Source organism: Portibacter marinus, assembly GCF_021533195.1.
Classification (GTDB): domain Bacteria; phylum Bacteroidota; class Bacteroidia; order Chitinophagales; family Saprospiraceae; genus Portibacter; species Portibacter marinus.
Genome location: NZ_JAJNKB010000005.1, coordinates 122,770 through 140,043 on the forward strand (window position 1 = coordinate 122,770; position 17,274 = coordinate 140,043).

The 17,274-nt window shown below is 38.6% G+C and carries 15 protein-coding genes; 8 read left to right on the plus strand and 7 right to left on the minus strand.

The window, feature by feature from the left end; genetic code table 11:
- Nucleotides 1-48 precede the first annotated feature (48 nt).
- Nucleotides 49-774 carry a 3-deoxy-manno-octulosonate cytidylyltransferase gene (gene kdsB / locus L2567_RS13220; protein ID WP_235298264.1) on the plus strand — a complete coding sequence of 242 codons (726 nt, stop codon included), beginning with the start codon at nt 49-51 and terminating at the stop codon, nt 772-774.
- On the opposite strand, the gene L2567_RS13225 is transcribed toward kdsB, so the two are convergent.
- The gene (locus L2567_RS13225) at nt 746-1,237 is read right to left on the minus strand and encodes a cytidine deaminase (protein WP_235298265.1); all 492 of its coding nucleotides are present in this window, start codon (nt 1,235-1,237) and stop codon (nt 746-748) included. The genes kdsB and L2567_RS13225 overlap by 29 nt on opposite strands.
- A gap of 68 nt (nt 1,238-1,305) precedes the next feature.
- On the opposite strand from L2567_RS13225, the gene L2567_RS13230 reads away from it, so the two are divergent.
- The 4 genes from L2567_RS13230 to prmC are packed head-to-tail and all read left to right on the plus strand — an operon-like array spanning nt 1,306 to nt 6,020.
- The gene (locus L2567_RS13230; RefSeq protein WP_235298266.1) at nt 1,306-2,916 is read left to right on the plus strand and encodes an asparagine synthase-related protein; all 1,611 of its coding nucleotides are present in this window, start codon (nt 1,306-1,308) and stop codon (nt 2,914-2,916) included.
- On the plus strand, nt 2,913-4,208 hold the full coding sequence (locus L2567_RS13235) for an MATE family efflux transporter (protein WP_235298267.1): 1,296 nt from the start codon (nt 2,913-2,915) through the stop codon (nt 4,206-4,208). Before L2567_RS13230 ends, L2567_RS13235 begins: the two co-directional genes overlap by 4 nt.
- Before the next feature lie 7 nt (nt 4,209-4,215).
- Nucleotides 4,216-5,199 carry a sulfotransferase family protein gene (locus L2567_RS13240; RefSeq protein WP_235298268.1) on the plus strand — a complete coding sequence of 328 codons (984 nt, stop codon included), beginning with the start codon at nt 4,216-4,218 and terminating at the stop codon, nt 5,197-5,199.
- A complete protein-coding gene (prmC, locus tag L2567_RS13245) occupies nt 5,196-6,020 on the plus strand; it encodes a peptide chain release factor N(5)-glutamine methyltransferase (protein ID WP_235298269.1) in 825 nt (274 codons plus the stop codon). Before L2567_RS13240 ends, prmC begins: the two co-directional genes overlap by 4 nt.
- A gap of 40 nt (nt 6,021-6,060) precedes the next feature.
- On the opposite strand, the gene L2567_RS13250 is transcribed toward prmC, so the two are convergent.
- The 5 genes from L2567_RS13250 to L2567_RS13270 all read right to left on the minus strand — a co-directional run bounded on the left by L2567_RS13250 (nt 6,061) and on the right by L2567_RS13270 (nt 10,438).
- Nucleotides 6,061-6,432, minus strand: coding sequence for a translation initiation factor (locus L2567_RS13250; RefSeq protein WP_235298270.1), 372 nt, complete (start codon nt 6,430-6,432; stop codon nt 6,061-6,063).
- Nucleotides 6,433-6,434: 2 nt separating this feature from the next.
- Entirely contained in the window at nt 6,435-6,764 is a 330-nt protein-coding gene (locus L2567_RS13255) for a hypothetical protein (protein WP_235298271.1), read from the minus strand.
- Nucleotides 6,761-7,822, minus strand: coding sequence for a serine hydrolase domain-containing protein (locus L2567_RS13260; RefSeq protein ID WP_235298272.1), 1,062 nt, complete (start codon nt 7,820-7,822; stop codon nt 6,761-6,763). The genes L2567_RS13255 and L2567_RS13260 overlap by 4 nt, the downstream gene beginning before the upstream one ends.
- Before the next feature lie 146 nt (nt 7,823-7,968).
- A complete protein-coding gene (typA, locus tag L2567_RS13265) occupies nt 7,969-9,783 on the minus strand; it encodes a translational GTPase TypA (RefSeq protein WP_235298273.1) in 1,815 nt (604 codons plus the stop codon).
- Between the two features lie 94 nt (nt 9,784-9,877).
- Complete coding sequence (locus tag L2567_RS13270; protein WP_235298274.1) at nt 9,878-10,438, minus strand: OmpA family protein; 561 nt, start codon at nt 10,436-10,438, stop codon at nt 9,878-9,880.
- 485 nt (nt 10,439-10,923) lie between these two features.
- Between L2567_RS13270 and L2567_RS13275 the strand changes: the two genes are divergently transcribed.
- Entirely contained in the window at nt 10,924-12,132 is a 1,209-nt protein-coding gene (locus tag L2567_RS13275) for a bifunctional alpha/beta hydrolase/OsmC family protein (protein ID WP_235298275.1), read from the plus strand.
- A 54-nt stretch (nt 12,133-12,186) separates the two neighbouring features.
- Here L2567_RS13275 and dnaK read toward each other — a convergent pair whose 3' ends face one another.
- Nucleotides 12,187-14,028 carry a molecular chaperone DnaK gene (gene dnaK, locus L2567_RS13280; RefSeq protein ID WP_235298276.1) on the minus strand — a complete coding sequence of 614 codons (1,842 nt, stop codon included), beginning with the start codon at nt 14,026-14,028 and terminating at the stop codon, nt 12,187-12,189.
- Between the two features lie 87 nt (nt 14,029-14,115).
- Here dnaK and lepA point away from each other — a divergent pair, with 87 nt between their 5' ends.
- Nucleotides 14,116-15,906 (plus strand): translation elongation factor 4, encoded by a 1,791-nt coding sequence (gene lepA, locus L2567_RS13285; RefSeq protein WP_235298277.1) that lies wholly within the window; start codon nt 14,116-14,118, stop codon nt 15,904-15,906.
- Nucleotides 15,907-16,304: 398 nt separating this feature from the next.
- A complete protein-coding gene (locus tag L2567_RS13290) occupies nt 16,305-17,273 on the plus strand; it encodes a GDP-mannose 4,6-dehydratase (protein ID WP_235298278.1) in 969 nt (322 codons plus the stop codon).
- Nucleotide 17,274 lies beyond the last annotated feature (1 nt).

Sequence of the window (17,274 nt, forward strand, 5' to 3'; positions counted from 1 at the left end):
ATCGTTTAATAAATAATATACAAATTACGATTACTTTTAATATATAAAATGAAGGCTGCAATAATCATACCATCTAGATACGCCAGTAAGAGGCTCCCAGCAAAAGCCTTGGCGGATATTGCCGGAAAGCCTTTGGTAGTGTGGGTTTATCAGGCATGCAAAAAAGTCAGAAATGCTGAAAGCGTGATTGTGGCAACTGACCACGAAATGATCAAAAAAGCTGCGAAAGACTTCGGAGCAGAAGTCTACATGACTTCGCCGGAACATCAAAGTGGAACAGACCGATGCGCAGAAGTAGCCGAAAAATTAGATGTCGAATTCATTATCAATGTGCAAGGAGATGAACCTTTTATAGATCCGATGCAATTAGAAAAACTGATCAAGCATCTTATTGATCATCCAAATATTGAGATCTGTACCCTTTTTCACCAACTTCCAAAGGAGGAGGTCGATGACCATTCAAAGGTTAAGCTAGTGAAAACACTAAACGATAAAATCCTTTATTTTTCCCGGTCAGCTATACCACATGATAAAGATGATGTCGGTCCATCAATCTATAAGCACGTAGGCATTTATGCCTTCAGGAAATCGACTCTACTTGAGATTTCGCAATTATCTGTTTCTACACTTGAACAGTCCGAGGGGCTGGAACAACTGCGGTGGCTTGAAAATGGATATGATATTTATGGTTTAGAAATCAATGCTTCTACCATGGGAATAGATACTCCTGAAGACTTAATACGAGCTAGGAACTTTGTAAAAAATCACTATTGAATCCCAGTGGGAGGACCTGCTCTATCGAGGAAAGCTCAAGAATTTCTGGTTGGTCTCCTTTCATCAGAATACGAATTTTACAATCGAGAATTTCCTGGTATTCAGCAATCACCTGTCTACATGCACCACAAGGGGGAATAGGTCCCAAATCAGTCCGATCTTCATTTCTTGCGGTTAGTGCCATCAATTTTATTTTCACTCCTGGGTGCCTCATAGCAGCATGGTGGAGTGCAACGCGTTCCGCACATAAGCATAATGGATATGAAGCATTTTCCTGGTTCGCACCAGAAATCACCTCATCATTTTCTAAAAGCAGTGCAGTAGCAACATGGAACTTAGAATAAGGAGCATAGGAAAGATCTAAAAAAGAAATCGCCTTTGAAATCAAGTCTCTCTCGTAGGCTTCCAGCTCATCAATGCTAGAGTATACCTTAAGATCTTGATGAATTGTCTTTATTTTCATCTAGTGGGATATTGTATTACATTTACTGCTAATATTAAGCCAAAATAGTACGGCATTATATGATGCAGTTGAATAGATTTTGTGGAATTGTGCTAAAGCGACCAGCCTTCGAGCAGCGTTTGCCTAGAAGTTTTCAAATGATGGCCCCCACTTACTATGTTGAATCAGAGCACGAAGAAGTATTTGATGGGTTTCAACTTGGTCATTATGGATCATGGGCTGCAGCATCATTAAAGGGAGAAGTACTTACACTTTCGAGGGACCGCATTGGTATACGAACCATCTATTACGTTGACCATGATGATTATTTTTGCTTTTCGAACGCTATCTCTTCGCTGAAAAAACTGCCTTTTCTAAAGCTGGAGGCCTCCAAAGAAGGGGCCTTTGCCTTTTTTTTTCACGGTCGAACTGATGGTATGTTTGCAGGAGTTCAGGAATTAAAGGCCGGAGCGTATCTAAAATATAACCTAAATACATTGGAGTATGAAATTCATGGCGCTGAAAAAATCAGCATTGAATCTCTTGATGTAAGCCTGGAGGAGGCTAGTATCCAAACCAGAAATTTAATCAATCAATCTGTACAAACCGTTTTAGAACATGTCGATCAACCTGCGGCATTTCTTAGCGGTGGTATTGACAGCTCTGTCATCGCCAGTGCAGTGATTTCTTCAGGAAGATCCATTCCTTACTTGACGGCAATGACCGGTATTGATGCATTGGATGAGGTAGCGTACGCTCAGGATGTAGTAGGTCAGCTAGAAATTTCAGAATGGCATCAAATTCAAGTTGGAAATGTGGAGCAGGAGTTGATCAACCTTCACCACGCTATGGAATTGCCTACAACTTCGCTTGGAAGTTTCATGCAATACGAATTGATGCGCTTTTGCCAATTCAAAGGAATCAGAAATGTACTGGATGGAACTGGAGCTGATGCTCTATACGGAGGACACAATTACTATAATGCCATATACTGGAACGAGTTGATCCTTCAAAAGAAGTTTTCAAAGTTACGCACCGAGCTGAAGCATTACTATATGAAGGGTCATTGGCTAAAATATTACGCTAAGAATTTGATGCTTTACTATTATATTCCAAGGTTTCGAATGGCATCCAAATTGAAATTCCATTTAAAAAACAATCCCCTTTTAAAGAGCCTCAACAGAGATTTTATATATGAGCAAGCATCATCGTTGGACAAAAAGCCAGAAATTAACCTTCGAAACTTAAACACTTTTTTAAAAAATGATTTTTTCGATGGAGCAGTGACAGAGCTTTTAAGATTTACGGACAGAATAGGTAAATACTTTGGCGTGATGAGTCAACCTATTTTCTGTCAGAGCCCTGAGCTTTATCAACATGCATTGGGCATTCCTTCACAATATAAAGTCCATCAAGGTCTAACTAAATTTGTATTGAGAAATGCTTATAAGGAATATTTGCCAAAATCGGTCCTCACTCGACGTAACAAAATGGGTCTGGTTGCACCTAATAACAAGTGGATGAAAGACCACAAGGAATTTTTACTATCTTTTATCACGCCGGATCTTGATGAATATTTTCAGGTGGAACAGATGAAATCACAACTTTCTGAAGAGATTGAAGGTGCAGGAATGCAGGAAAATTACAAGGCTTTCAGATTCTTAAGCTTCGCCCTTTGGCACAAAACAATGTTGGGATGAAGTGGCTAGAGAATGTCAGTGCTTTACAATTCTTCCATACCATGCGTTTTGGCACCCTGATTCTGATTGGAATTATCCTGGTAAAATCTGGCTTCGAGCCGTCTGAGATCGGATTATATGAACTCTTCTTTTTCATTTCAAATGTCGTTAGTTTTTTCTGGGTCATGGGATTAAATAATGGATTGATGAGCTATTATCCGAAGCTTTCCAGAGAAAAACAGAAATCGCTATTATTCAACCTTGGCCTATTGTTGGTATCATTAGCTTTGATTGCAAGCACAGCTCTATTGCTATTTGAACCATTAATTGCGCGACTAGCTGGAAGTAATAGTGGTGATATTCAGTATATGCACTGGATTATAGCTTATATGGTACTTTCTGCTCCTGGAAATTTTACAGAATACTACTTACTTCTGAAAAATAAGCCTGTTAGGATCCTACGCTATGGTTTGATTCTATTCGGATTGCAAATAGTTCTCATTGGTTATGGCGTTCATAATGGTTATACGATATTGGGTTTACTTCAGTTGATGGTCCTTTGGGCTGCCATAAAATTTATATGGTTTTGGGTAATAGCATTGAGATACGGCAGACCATCCTTGGATTTTAAGTTGCAAATGGTTTTTTTGTCCTTTTCATTTCCATTGATATTTCATATGTTATTAGGAAACGGGATGGAATATGTTGATGGCTTTCTCGTCACTTATTTCTTTGACAGTGAAGTATTTGCACAATTCAGATATGGTGCAAGAGAGCTTCCGTTACTCACTGTTCTGGTTGGTGCAATTTCTACAGCATTGATTCCAATAGCCGTCAATGACATGAGTGGTGCTTTGTCGCAGGTTAAAAAAAAGATAACACGTTTGTCTAATTTTATTTTTCCGATAAGCGTTGTTTTGATGCTGACGAGCACCTTTTTATTTTCTTTTTTTTATAGTGAATCCTACAAGCTATCGGCCCGTATTTTTAATGTTTATCTTCTCGTTATCAGTTCGAGGATATTGATGCCTCAGGTCATCGTTTTCTCCAGACATCATAACATGATTCTGATGCTTAGTGCTGGAGTAGAACTGTTGGTCAATTTCATCTTTAGCCTTTTATTCCTGCGTTATTTTGGTATTATTGGGATAGCATGGGCGACGGTACTTGCCTATCTCATTAATAAAATCATTTTGATGGTGTTTGCATGGAGAAAATATAAGATTCAGCCAGGCGTGTATCTTAATATCAAAGTTTACGGAGGTTGGCTCTTGTTATTGGTCTCAAGTTATTACATTTCCACATTTTATTGATTATGATATGAATGGCTTTATCGGAGGTTCAGGTAGTACAGGTAGTTCATTGGTGGCCAATGTCCTAAATCGTCATCCAGATCTCTTTTGCGGACCGGAAACTCACCTATTTACCAAACACCAACTCTTTAAGCAATGGGAGGAGAATAAACACAAAATCATTGAGGACAAATTGAAATCTTATGCATGGCATATGTACAGTCGCACAGAGGTGCTTAATAAAAATTATGGTTGGACTACAAAAAAACTAAATGACCTGATTGAATATGCACATTTCATTGAAGAGTTTTCTGACGAATTTTTTACAAGTGCGGCCAGGTCTTATGGCAAGCGCTATTGGATTGAAAAAACTCCGTCGAATGTTTATGGATTTAAGGATTTAACTGCACATTTCCCAAATTGCTTTTTAATGCAGACCATTCGTAATCCTTATGATACCATAGCTTCGTTGAATAGAAGAGGATTCAGCATTTATTATTCCACTTGCATGTATATGGTCAATACGTGTGTGGGACTGGCGATGCGTAATTATGATAAATACATACCAATCATTTATGAGGACATGGTAAAGAATCCAGACTCAGTGATGAATGATATATGTGACAGATTAGGAATAAAGTACGACGCGACCATGTTACAACCCACTGAGATGGGATTTGATCACGATATTGATTCGTGGGGGCTTAGTGAACATGGAGTGATAGCAGAGCGTAGTGTTGGAAGTTTTGAAAGCGCATCAAGGTTTGTACAAGAACAAATCATTTACACCGTAAATTCGTTTCGACTTACGCCTTACTATATAAAGAGATATGGCTGTGATATTGTAGATATTCCATCTATTTGCAGATTGCTTGGCTATCAGCATTACGATGATGGTGGATTTATGAATATATTTCAATTAAATATTGATAAAGCCAGAGATCATTTCCTAAGAATCGTAAAAGGCTACCCCAATAAGTTATCGAAATACCCAGTAATGTTTAGAATATGAAAATTTCTGAAGCAGACAGAGAACTTGATGAGATCCTGAGTAGAGGGCATGATGAGCGAGAAGCTGTCAACATTAAGAAGATCTTTTGGGAGGATCTCTTTAACTACAAAGGCGGCATCGATAGAGCGTTGCATACCAGGGAAATGATCGTATTCAGAGATGCGATGCGTAAGCTGGAAAGGGGGCTACCGATTCAATATGTTACTGAAATCGCTTTTTTCTACAATTACAGGTTTGAGGTCAATGAGGCCGTGTTAATCCCACGACCTGAGACTGAAGAGCTGGTGTACAAAATGCTGAGCGATAGGGTAGAGGGAAAAGTTTTGGATATAGGAACAGGTTCCGGTTGTATTGCAGTTACAATAAAATGTAGAAGGCCAAATTGTGATGTGGAAGCGATAGATGTTTCTTCTCGAGCCATTGAGGTAGCCAAAAGAAATGCTGAAAAGCATGATGCCACCATAAAATTTCAAAATCTTGATTTTCTAGATGAAAAATCGTGGTTTTCGTTGGAAAGGTATGATGTCATCATCAGCAATCCTCCCTATATTTCTCGGGATGAGATCTCTGAGATGTCTATTTCGACTTTGGAACATGAACCTGCAGTTGCCCTATTCCCTGAAGATGAAGATGTGTTGATCTTTTATAAGAAAATCGCTGCTTTTGGTAAAGATCACATACTACCCGGTGGGAAGATTTACTTGGAGTGTAATGAATTCAATGCCCTTGAAGTGAAAGCACTCTTTCAAGAAAATGGCTACGAAAAGGTGGAAATCGAGCAAGATCTTCAAGGAAAAAATAGAATGATTATAGTAGGTTAAAACGAAAGTACCACCTCTTGTGGATATAAGACTTCACCATTTAGCCACCCGTAGGTTTTGTTCCGGTGTATCCCTTCTCCTTTAATAAGTCCACCACTTTATCCCGAAAGTCACCCTGAATCAAAATCTCATTGTCTTTAACAGACCCACCAACACCGCATGCTACTTTTAATTCTTTGCCTAACTCCTTCAAGGTGTTGAGATTACCTCTCCATCCGGTGACAATCGTTGCCACTTTGCCGCGCCTCATTTTCTTATCTCGGTAGACACGTAGATTCAAGCTTTGAGGTGCTAATTCGTCTCCATGGGTTTCTTCAACTCTTATGTCGTCAAAAAAACTATTGCCTTCTGTTCCTGTGGTGAATACCAAACTTCCAATCTTAGGCGCTTTGCCTTTATCTTTTTTTCCCATCTTCAAAAGTTTTGACTAAATAACCAGAATTGCCATATTGCTACCAGCAATCCTATAAAAAGATAAATTAAAAAAAATATTCCATATTTAAAATTCAAAGATAGTTGTCGACGACCGTTGACCTCAACTAACGATAAGTTTCCCCATTGTTTGACCATAAGTTTAGCTAAAGTCATCGCAACTAAAAAAGCAATCAACTCCCATATACACAACCTGCCCATAACGTAACCCGGAACATGCTCTCTTAAGTATGGATTAATCACTGTCAATGCAAAACCCGCCCATAAAGAGAAAATCAATATGGTTATGACAACAGGCAGTATCCATTTCATTTTTTCCAATTATTATTAATCATTCGTAAAATTAATAAACCTAAGTTTTCAACTCCTATGCTTGACTGACAAAGTATCACGACACCCGTTTTGCTATCTTTTTTGAAATGTACGTAAGCTTTGTGTCGCTCGGTGACGCCCGAATGCGTATAAATATCTCCGGCTTTTCTGGATTTCATGATGTACCATGTACCAGTATGGTAAAGGTTTCTGGTGATTTTCGAATCTTCTTTGATTTGTTGAGATGTGAGGATGTAATCTTCCGGACTCTCCATAGATAGCTTTACAAATTTCAACAAATCATACATGCATGTGATTAATCCTTCAGATCCGGCGAAACTTGCATACTCCCAGGGTTCAGGGATCATATTTGAGCGATCAAACCCCATGGCAAGTGCTTCCTTAGTAAAATCTAATGATGTCTGCAACATTCCCAATTCTTGAAATAAATAGAGCTGAAACAAATCTTCCAAAGGCATTTTCATTTTTTGCTCAATGATGACTTCCAGTAAGGCGTAATTGATGTGCGAATAGTCCACTGTTTTGTTTAACCAGCCACCCATTAGTGGTTCCTGAAAAGTACTGTAGTAGGTGAGAAGGTCCACTTTGGTATAATATGCATATGGGTTGCTAATGTTATATTCCTTACGACTAAGGTCAGAAGGCCTCTTGGGAAACTTGATTTGATGCATCATGAGGTCTGAAACCGTGTACTGAGAAAGATTTTTATTTTTCCATTGAGTAGGCAAGTAATGATTGATGGGAGCATCAAGATCGATGAGTTCATTAGAAGCTAATTTGGTTGCAAGGATTGAGGTAAATACCTTGGTCAGCCCACCCACTTCGAAAAGATCGAAGGTATCTATATGCGTAGGTCCGAAATTAACAATATAGGTAGTGTCCTCGTAGATAATGCCAACGATAAAACTCTTTTCTAAAGGGTAAGTAATCTCTGTGTCATATCTAATAATTTTGTCGATCTCTTGATAGAGCTCCTCGCTTTGTCCTGTAAGACATTGACATTCAAGTAGAACAAGAAGACATAATATATATTTCATACTGCGAAAAAAGTGCATAAATACTATAACGCAAAAAATTATAGTATTCATGTTGTTCAAAGGTCTTTCAGAAACAAAGAAGGGCCATGCAATCCCCGTTGCACAGCCCTTCAACTTCGTCTTAATTTATCTAAATATAGTAATTTTTAACTTATTGCCATACTTGCGTTAGAAGCTCTTTTTCTTTCGTGCTCTTTCAAAAGTATTTTTCTAAGTCGTATAGACTTAGGTGTAACCTCAACATATTCGTCGTCATCGATGTATTCCATACATTCCTCCAAAGAAAAGATAGTAGGCGGCGCCAATTTGGCTTTGTCGTCTGCTCCAGAGGATCTCATATTGGTCATCTTCTTAGCCTTGGTAAGGTTGACCACCAGGTCATTATCCCTGGTATGCTCCCCTACAATTTGACCTTCGTATACCTCAGTTTGAGGAGCGATAAAAAACTTACCTCTGTCCTGAAGTTTGTCGATGGCGTAGGCAAAAGCATTTCCAGCTTCCATCGAAACCAGAACTCCTTTATTTCGACTTGGGATATCACCTTTCCAAGGTTCGAATCGCTCAAATCTGTGAGCAATAATGGCTTCTCCTGCAGATAAATTCATCAATACGGTTCGCACTCCGATCAAGCCACGAGAAGGAATTTCAAACTCCAGGTGGGTCAAATCACCTTTGGGCTCCATAATTAATAAATCTCCTTTTCTACGTGTGATCGCTTCAATGACCTTACCGCTGTATTGTTCCGGAACGTCAATCGTTAATGCCTCGATAGGTTCATGTTTAATACCATCGATCTCTTTTATGATGACTTTAGGTTTACCTACCTGTAGTTCGTACCCTTCTCTTCTCATGGTTTCTATGACCACAGATAAGTGCATGATTCCTCTTCCAAAAACGATAAAGGCCTCTGGTGTTTCTCCTTGTTCCACCCTCAATGCAAGATTTCGTTCAGTTTCCTTTTCTAATCTTTCCTTAATGTGTCTGGAAGTAACGTATTCTCCTTCTTTGCCGAACATGGGGCTGTTGTTAATGGTAAACAGCATGCTCATGGTTGGTTCATCTATAGTGATAGCAGGCATGGCTTCCGGATGTTCAAAGTGGCAAATCGTATCCCCGATTTCAAATTCAGCTATTCCAGTAATTGCACAAAGGTCACCGCACTCCACTTTTTCGACTTTCTGTTTTCCAAGACCATTAAAAACAAAAAGTTCTTTGATCTTTGTCCTGACTATGTTGCCATCCCGCTTCACCAGGGAGATAGGAGTTGAAGTGGTAATTTCACCTCTATGAACTCTTCCGATTGCAATACGCCCGACATACGAAGAATAGTCAATGGTGGTGATTTGCATTTGTAAAGGTCCCTCATTGATTGCTGGTTCAGGAATGCCTTCTACAATTCTATCTAAGAGATAGGAGATATCTTGGGTAGGCTCTTTCCAGTCCGGCCCCATCCAATTATGTTTAGCTGAACCGAAAATGGTTTCAAAATCAAGTTGTTCTTCAGTGGCATCTAAATTGAACATCAGTTCAAAGACATCCTCCTGCACTTCGTCCGGTCTGCAATTTTCTTTATCCACCTTATTCACTACTACGATAGGCTTAAGCCCTAATTCCAGTGCTTTTTGAGTAACATACCTTGTCTGTGGCATAGCTCCTTCGAAAGCATCGACAAGCAGTAAAACTCCATCTGCCATATTTAAAACCCTTTCAACTTCTCCTCCAAAATCGGCGTGTCCCGGAGTATCGATCAGGTTTATTTTAACGCCTTTGTAATTAACGGATATATTTTTAGCAAAAATGGTGATACCTCGTTCTCTTTCCTGGTCATTGCTATCGAGTATCAAATCACCTTCAGGAAGCTTTTCGCCCATGCCCTGACAGAAATGAATCATTTTATCAGTGAGCGTTGTTTTACCGTGGTCGACATGGGCAATGACTGCCACATTTCTGATGTTCTTCATAATTTCATTCAAATTAGCCCGCGAAATTACGCTTTTTTTCCAGGTTGGTGTTACTTTATCGCCTAAATCATTGATAAATTAACAAATAGATAACTTATTGAACGTCAACTTTTAATGACTCCGGAATTTGTGGTGGGTGGGAGCGACAAACAGTATTGTTTAGTTTATCTAAAACAAACAATTCTATTCTTCTATTGTATTTTCTACCCGAATCATCTTCTGTATTAAGCGCAATGGGTTTCGCTTCAGAATAGGCATCGATACTAATATTGCGAGCTTGAATTCCCTCTGCCATTAGGTACTTTTTTGCATTATCCGCTCTTCGTGCACTAAGTTTTTGATTGTACTCGGGTCTTCCTTTGCTATCGGTATAAGCACGTATCCTTGCCTTGAAATTATTGTTTTGGTTGATAATCATGGCTACTTTTTCTAGCTCTAACTTAGCAGTATTACTTAGATCCGCTGAATTGTAATCAAATAAAATCCAATTTAAGTCACAGTCGTATTCTAATAATTCTTCTCTGTTGGCAGTTAATTCATACTCGGCCACCTCCCGGGGTTCAGGTTCTAATTCAATGACCCTAATGTTAGCATTTTCACTCACTTCTTGCTGTTCCAATTGACAACCTCCAATGAGCAAAAGTATCATTGACATGCAGAAGGATGTAAAGGATAATATGCTGCCATTAGGTTTCATAAATGAATATAAGAGATCATTAGGTTTGAATTTCAATACAATATACAAGGATTACACGATTAAGTCCAGAACCCCACCTTAATTTCGCAGATAACTGACATAAAATTGACGTCATTTAAAAGCTATTGTTCCTTCTGGATTTTAGCGATAAAATTTGATTTGAAAGCATAGAATTTGACAAATAACTTCCACTTCGACTTTATAGTTAAGGAACTCCTAATGATATCGTGTCATAGAACAAAAGGCAATTATAAGTAGTTATAGATTTAATATTAAGATAATATGTCTCAGTCTGAAATTAAAATAACGGCAATTCACAAGCGTCCTCCCATTAAAATCAGGAAAAGGCACGCTGGCGGACCTTTTTCACGAATTTTCAAATCGGTTTTAAGATCTATAGGTCTTTTATAATTGTATATTGAGTGGAGATAAATTTCCATTCAATGCCTTCTCATAAAGTTACTTTTCATAATTCTCACGGACATCAGCTAGTAGGTAAACTAGAGTTACCATTAAAGAAAGGTCCTTACCCTTTTGCCATATTTGCACATGTTTTCACAGGAAACAAAAATCTTAAAGCAGCCAGGCACATTAGTCGGGCTTTGAATTTACAAGGCATCGCTGTGTTGAGGTTTGATTTTACAGGATTAGGAGAAAGTGAAGGCGATTTTAGCAACACTAATTTTTCCTCTAATGTTGATGATATCAAAGCAGCGGCTCATTTTTTATCAAAGCATTACGACGAGCCATCTATCATTATAGGTCATTCTTTAGGTGGTGCAGCTGCATTGTACGCAGGTTCTGAAATGAATGGTGTAAAGGCAGTAGCCACTATAGGTGCACCATTTCAACCGGAACATGTCAAACATCTGATAGGGGACAGCATCCAGGAAATCCATGACAAAGGTGCAGCAATCATTACTGTGGACAATCGGGAGTTTACCATCAGAAAGCAATTTATCGATGATCTTTCCAGGAAAGACACCATGGAGATCATCAAGGACTTCCGGAAAGCATTATTGATCCTACATTCCCCACAGGATATGGTCGTAGAAATTGAAAACGCTGCCAAAATATATCATGCTGCCAAACATCCGAAGAGTTTTGTCACACTCAATGGAGCCAATCACATGCTGAACAATAAAGATGATGCATTTTACACTGGTGGTGTCATTGCCTCATGGGTTAAAAGATATGTCGAACTTCCTGAAAAAGAGAAGTTGAGGACTACGAAACAAGTCATGGTAAAGTTAGAAAATGACGGATTTACCACAGAAATAATGGCTGGTAATCATGGACTGGTCGCAGATGAACCTGAGGATATAGGAGGTAATGATTTTGGACCTTCTCCATACGAGCTTTTGAATGCTTCTCTGGGAGCCTGCACGGCTATGACACTACAAATGTATGCGCGTCGCAAGAAATGGCCACTAGATACCGTGAAGGTACATTTGTCATTCGATCGCAGATACATTGAGGATTGTGCCTCTTGTGAAGATCCTAAATCTAAAATTAGCCACTTTGATGTATGCATCAATCTGGAGGGAAATCTGAGTCAGGAACAAAGGGAACGCCTGCTTGAAATTGCCAACAAATGTCCTGTCCACAGGACTTTAGACGAAGAAGTCAGTTTCAATACTTATCTTGAATAAAGATCAATGGTTATAAATGGAAAACCACATTTTACTACTAAAACGTATTTTCTTCTACAACTCTTTTCCCTTTAAGGCATCACTAATGGCGTGGTCTAGCGCTCTTTCTGCCAAAGGTCTGGAGTAATTGTTAAGTGTTTCCATTTTATGATTTATAGCATCTTTATCTTCACTTTTGGCGGCCATTTCCAAATCCTTCGTCATTTCGATGAGCGTTGCTGTTTCTTCCTTTGTCAATAAGGTCTTATTATGATCGATAAACTTTTTAGAAGAGAGAATGACATTATTGGCTTCATTGCGAGCTTCAAGTAGGGCCCGTTTAGCCAGATCCTCCTCTGCATGCTTAAAGGAATCCAAAAGCATTTTACCCATTTCTTCCTCACTCAAGCCATATTGCGATCTTATTTCAATATTCTGTGAAATTCCAGATCTTAGCTCTGAGGCTTTAACAACCAGAATACCATCTGCGTCCAAGATGAATTGAATCTCAATTTTAGGAATACCAGCTGGCATAGGTGGAATCCCACTTAGAATAAATTCACCCAATTTTCTATTGTCGGACACCATGTCTCTCTCGCCTTGATAAACACTGACTTTTAAATTTTTCTGACCATCAACGGAAGTTGTGTAATTTCTGCCTACTCTTGCTGGCACTTTATTGTTTCTTGGTATGATGACATCCATGAGTCCTCCTACTGTTTCTATACCCAGAGAAAGCGGTGTGACATCCAATAAAAGCATTCCCTTTTGATTTCCTGCAAGAATATCACCCTGGATTGCTGCCCCCAGTGCGACTACCTCATCTGGATCTATTTTATCATTGACTTGCTGATCAAAAAACGATGATACGGAGGACTTGATTAAAGGAACCCGTGTTGACCCTCCGACCATGATGACATTAGAGATTTCCTCTTTTTTCAAATTAGAATCCTTGAGTGCTATTTCACATGCTTCTATGGTCCTGTCGATCAGAGGCTTAATGAGTTCATTGAACTTCGATAAAGATATGCTCAAATCATCAGCTTTGTATAGTTCAGCAGAGCTCAAAATCTTTTTTGCTTCCTCAGCAGACAATCTCACACGTTGCCTATAACTTTTGTTTTCTTTAAATTTTACACGATCGACCTGGCGATCTTCTATCCAGTAATCGATGATTTTTTTATCGAAATCATCACCTCCTAAAAAAGTGTCACCATTGGTGGACAAAACTTCAAAAATGCCCTGCTGAATCTGCAAAATTGATACATCAAAAGTTCCTCCACCTAAATCATACACCACAATTTTTCGGTCTTCATTCTGATCTAAGCCAATCCCATATGCTAATGATGCCGCAGTAGGTTCGTTAATGATCCTTAATACGTCCAGACCAGCCAGTTTTCCCGCATCTCTAGTGGCTTGTCTTTGGGTATCATTAAAATAAGCAGGAACGGTAATCACTGCCTTCTGAATAGACTTATTTAATCTGGTTTCTATCCTTTTCTTGAGGGCTTTGAGTATTTCTGCGGATAATTCGATGGGAGAATAGAACTTTTCATCTACTTGAATTTTTACCAAGGCGTCCTGGTCTTCATCTATGATTTTATAAGAAAGGTAATTTTCGAACGAATTCACATCTTTGTAAGACTTTCCCATTAGTCTTTTCACAGAATAAATGGTTTTCTCTGGATGGGTAATCAATTTCTTTCTGGCCGGATCACCGACGATAACTTCATCCGGTCCGAAATGAATGACAGAAGGTACCAATGTTCTTTTACCATTTTCATCTTTTACTGCCACTGCTTTTCCGTCCTTAATGTAAGCGACCAGGCTATTAGTGGTTCCCAGATCTATTCCCACAATTATTTCACTGTTCTGCTCTATTGTTCCTGTCGATAAATTGATAGGTATTTTTGCCATAGTCTCTATTTTCAGTGTAAATATACCTAAAGAATGAAAGACGCAATTGTTCAGTAATTAATAAACTAAACTACTATCTTTGCGCCCATGAAGAATATTAGAAATTTCTGTGTTATTGCCCATATAGACCATGGAAAGTCTACGCTGTCAGATCGTTTACTGGAATTTACCCAGACGATTTCTGCGAGAGATATGAAGAGTCAGGCATTGGATGACATGGATTTGGAGAGAGAAAGAGGGATCACCATTAAGAGTCATGCCATTCAGATGGACTACAAGCACCTGGATGGGACACTCTATACTTTTAACATGATTGACACCCCTGGTCATGTCGATTTTTCCTATGAAGTATCAAGATCAATCGCAGCTTGTGAAGGAGCTCTGCTACTGGTTGACGCCTCACAAGGGATACAGGCTCAAACCATTTCTAACCTTTATCTTGCCATAGAGCATGATCTGGAAATCATTCCGGTGTTAAATAAGGTGGATATGGAAAGTGCCATGATCGAAGAAGTATCAGACCAAATCATTGATTTAATTGGATGTGATCTGGAAGACATCATTCTGGCTAGTGGAAAAACCGGTATTGGCATTCAGGATATCATGAATGCTGTCGTTAATAAGATACCAGCCCCTAAAGGAGATGAAGAGGCACCATTACAAGCCCTAATATTTGACTCCATATTCAATCAATACAGAGGAGTGATTGCTTACTTTAAGATCGTCAATGGATCCTTCAAGCAAGGTGATATGGTGAGATTCGTCAATACTGGCAAGGAATATGAAGCGGATGAGATTGGTATTTTGAAAATGGAAATGTCACCTCGTAAAGAGCTTAAAGCAGGCAATGTAGGGTACATCATCACCGGAATAAAGGAATCCAAGGAAATCAAAGTCGGGGATACCATAACCAAAGTAGAAAGGCCATGTGCAAAAGCAATCGAAGGTTTCGAGGATGTAAAGCCCATGGTTTTCGCTGGAATTTTTCCTATCGAAAATGAAGATTTTGAAGATCTGAGAGACTCATTGGAAAAGCTACAATTGAATGACGCCAGTTTGGTTTTTGAACCTGAGACCTCAGTAGCCTTGGGATTCGGCTTCAGATGTGGATTTTTGGGTATGCTTCACCTGGAAATAATTCAGGAGCGATTGTCCCGGGAATTCGAGCAAGAAGTGATTACAACCATTCCGAATGTTTCTTACTATGCTTATACGACAAAGGGAGAAAAATTATTGATTAATACGCCTACTGATTTACCAGATCAGACATTACTAGATCGGGTAGAGGAGCCCTACATTAGTGCTCAGATTATCACTAAGCCGGAATACATTGGTCCCATTATGACGCTTTGCATGGAGAAAAGAGGGGAATTAACGAAGCAAACCTACTTGACAACCGAAAGGGTAGAGCTTAGTTTTGAGATGCCGCTGGCAGAGATCGTTTTTGATTTTTATGATAAATTAAAGTCCATTACTCGGGGATATGCGTCTTTTGATTATGCGCCGATAGACTATCGAGCGTCAGATCTTGTAAAATTAGATTTGAAACTAAATGGAGATTCTGTCGATGCGCTCTCTTCTTTGGTCCACCGTGATAAAGCAGCTTCATTCGGTAGAAAAATTTGTTTGAAATTAAAGGATCTTTTGCCTCGCCAACAGTTTATGATTGCTATTCAGGCGGCAGTTGGTGCAAAGATTATTGCCAGGGAAACCATTTCTGCATTGAGAAAGGATGTAACGGCAAAATGCTATGGTGGTGATATTACGAGGAAACGTAAATTATTGGAAAAGCAGAAAAAGGGGAAGAAGAAGATGCGACAGATTGGTTCGGTCAGTGTACCTCAGAAGGCATTTTTAGATGTCTTGAAGCTGGATTAATCAGTTGAAGTTTTTAATGGTATTTTTTTCAAGTGCATTTATTTGTGATTATTTGATCACTTTCTGTATCTTTTTCATTTAAGTTTATTACGTAGGAAAGAATCGTGATTCTTTAAGTTGGTTAATATCCGTATAAGAGATTGTATTTGTAAAGATTTTGAAAACATTTTTAGCTTACCGGGATTCTTCGATGAAACTTTCTTTCGTGAAGTAATGAATAAGGGTTTGGCCAACAAGATGAACTCTGAGTTGCAAGGTGTCTTTCAGGTCAATCACCAACTCTGGATGATCATGCAGCTTTAAGGTTGAGCCAGAAATTGTAGGGTTACAACAAATGCATAATTTGAATGAATAAATATTTGAGAAAAAGAATAATATCCTTTTAAAGTGAGAATGTTGTGAGTAAACATATTTTGATAACAGGTGGTGCTGGTTTCATTGGTAGTAATTTGTCTGAAAAGCTAATTAATTTAGGCCATCAGGTACTTGCGATTGATAATTTTGATACTTTCTACCATCGTTCTATTAAAGAAAAGAATATTAAATGGCTCCTTCTTCAGGATAATTATAAATTTTTCGAATTAGATATCCTAGATTATGGAAAGTTAAAAAACATGATCTGTGAGCCAATTGATGTCATTATTCATATCGCTGCAAAAGCTGGGGTACATGCTAGTGTGAAAAATCCCATTCCTACTCAAAGAGTTAATGTTATAGGAACTCAGAATATGCTAGAGTTAGCAAAAATTTTAGACGTAAGTCAGTTTATTTTTGCCTCTTCTAGTTCTGTATATGGTATTAATCCAAATATACCCTGGAAGGAGGATGAAGCTAAGCTTTTACCCATTAGTCCTTATGCTTGTAGTAAACTAAGTTCAGAAATGCTAGGTCACGTATACAGTAATCTCTACAAAATCAGATTTATTGGTTTGCGGTTTTTTACAGTTTATGGCCCTAGACAACGTCCGGATTTAGCAATTTCAAAGTTTGCTCGCATGATCAAGAATGATATGGAAATTACACAATATGGAGATGGAACATCGAGCCGAGACTATACCTATATTGATGATTTGATAGCAGGTGTAGTAAGTGCTATAAACTATAAAGGTTCTTTATATGAAATTATAAATTTAGGAAATCATAAAACGGTTGCGCTTTCTGAAATGATTGGAACTGTTTCTAAGGTTTTTAATCGACCTGCTAAAGTCAAGATATTACCGATGCAACCAGGTGATGTAACCATAACTTATGCAGACTTGAGCAAAGCGCAAAAACTGCTAGGATATGAACCTAAAATAGAGTTTGAAGAGGGCGTAACTCGATTTAAAGATTGGTTTCTAGAAAATGATTTTCAAACAAAAAGTTAAA

Coding starts and splice junctions, on each gene's coding strand:
- kdsB (WP_235298264.1), top strand. CDS start 49: ATGAAGGCTGCAATAATCATACCATCTAGATACGCCAGTAAGAGGCTC.
- L2567_RS13225 (WP_235298265.1), bottom strand. CDS start 1,237: ATGAAAATAAAGACAATTCATCAAGATCTTAAGGTATACTCTAGCATT.
- L2567_RS13235 (WP_235298267.1), top strand. CDS start 2,913: ATGAAGTGGCTAGAGAATGTCAGTGCTTTACAATTCTTCCATACCATG.
- L2567_RS13240 (WP_235298268.1), top strand. CDS start 4,216: ATGAATGGCTTTATCGGAGGTTCAGGTAGTACAGGTAGTTCATTGGTG.
- prmC (WP_235298269.1), top strand. CDS start 5,196: ATGAAAATTTCTGAAGCAGACAGAGAACTTGATGAGATCCTGAGTAGA.
- L2567_RS13250 (WP_235298270.1), bottom strand. CDS start 6,432: ATGGGAAAAAAAGATAAAGGCAAAGCGCCTAAGATTGGAAGTTTGGTA.
- L2567_RS13255 (WP_235298271.1), bottom strand. CDS start 6,764: ATGAAATGGATACTGCCTGTTGTCATAACCATATTGATTTTCTCTTTA.
- L2567_RS13260 (WP_235298272.1), bottom strand. CDS start 7,822: ATGAAATATATATTATGTCTTCTTGTTCTACTTGAATGTCAATGTCTT.
- typA (WP_235298273.1), bottom strand. CDS start 9,783: ATGAAGAACATCAGAAATGTGGCAGTCATTGCCCATGTCGACCACGGT.
- L2567_RS13270 (WP_235298274.1), bottom strand. CDS start 10,438: ATGTCAATGATACTTTTGCTCATTGGAGGTTGTCAATTGGAACAGCAA.
- L2567_RS13275 (WP_235298275.1), top strand. CDS start 10,924: ATGCCTTCTCATAAAGTTACTTTTCATAATTCTCACGGACATCAGCTA.
- dnaK (WP_235298276.1), bottom strand. CDS start 14,028: ATGGCAAAAATACCTATCAATTTATCGACAGGAACAATAGAGCAGAAC.
- lepA (WP_235298277.1), top strand. CDS start 14,116: ATGAAGAATATTAGAAATTTCTGTGTTATTGCCCATATAGACCATGGA.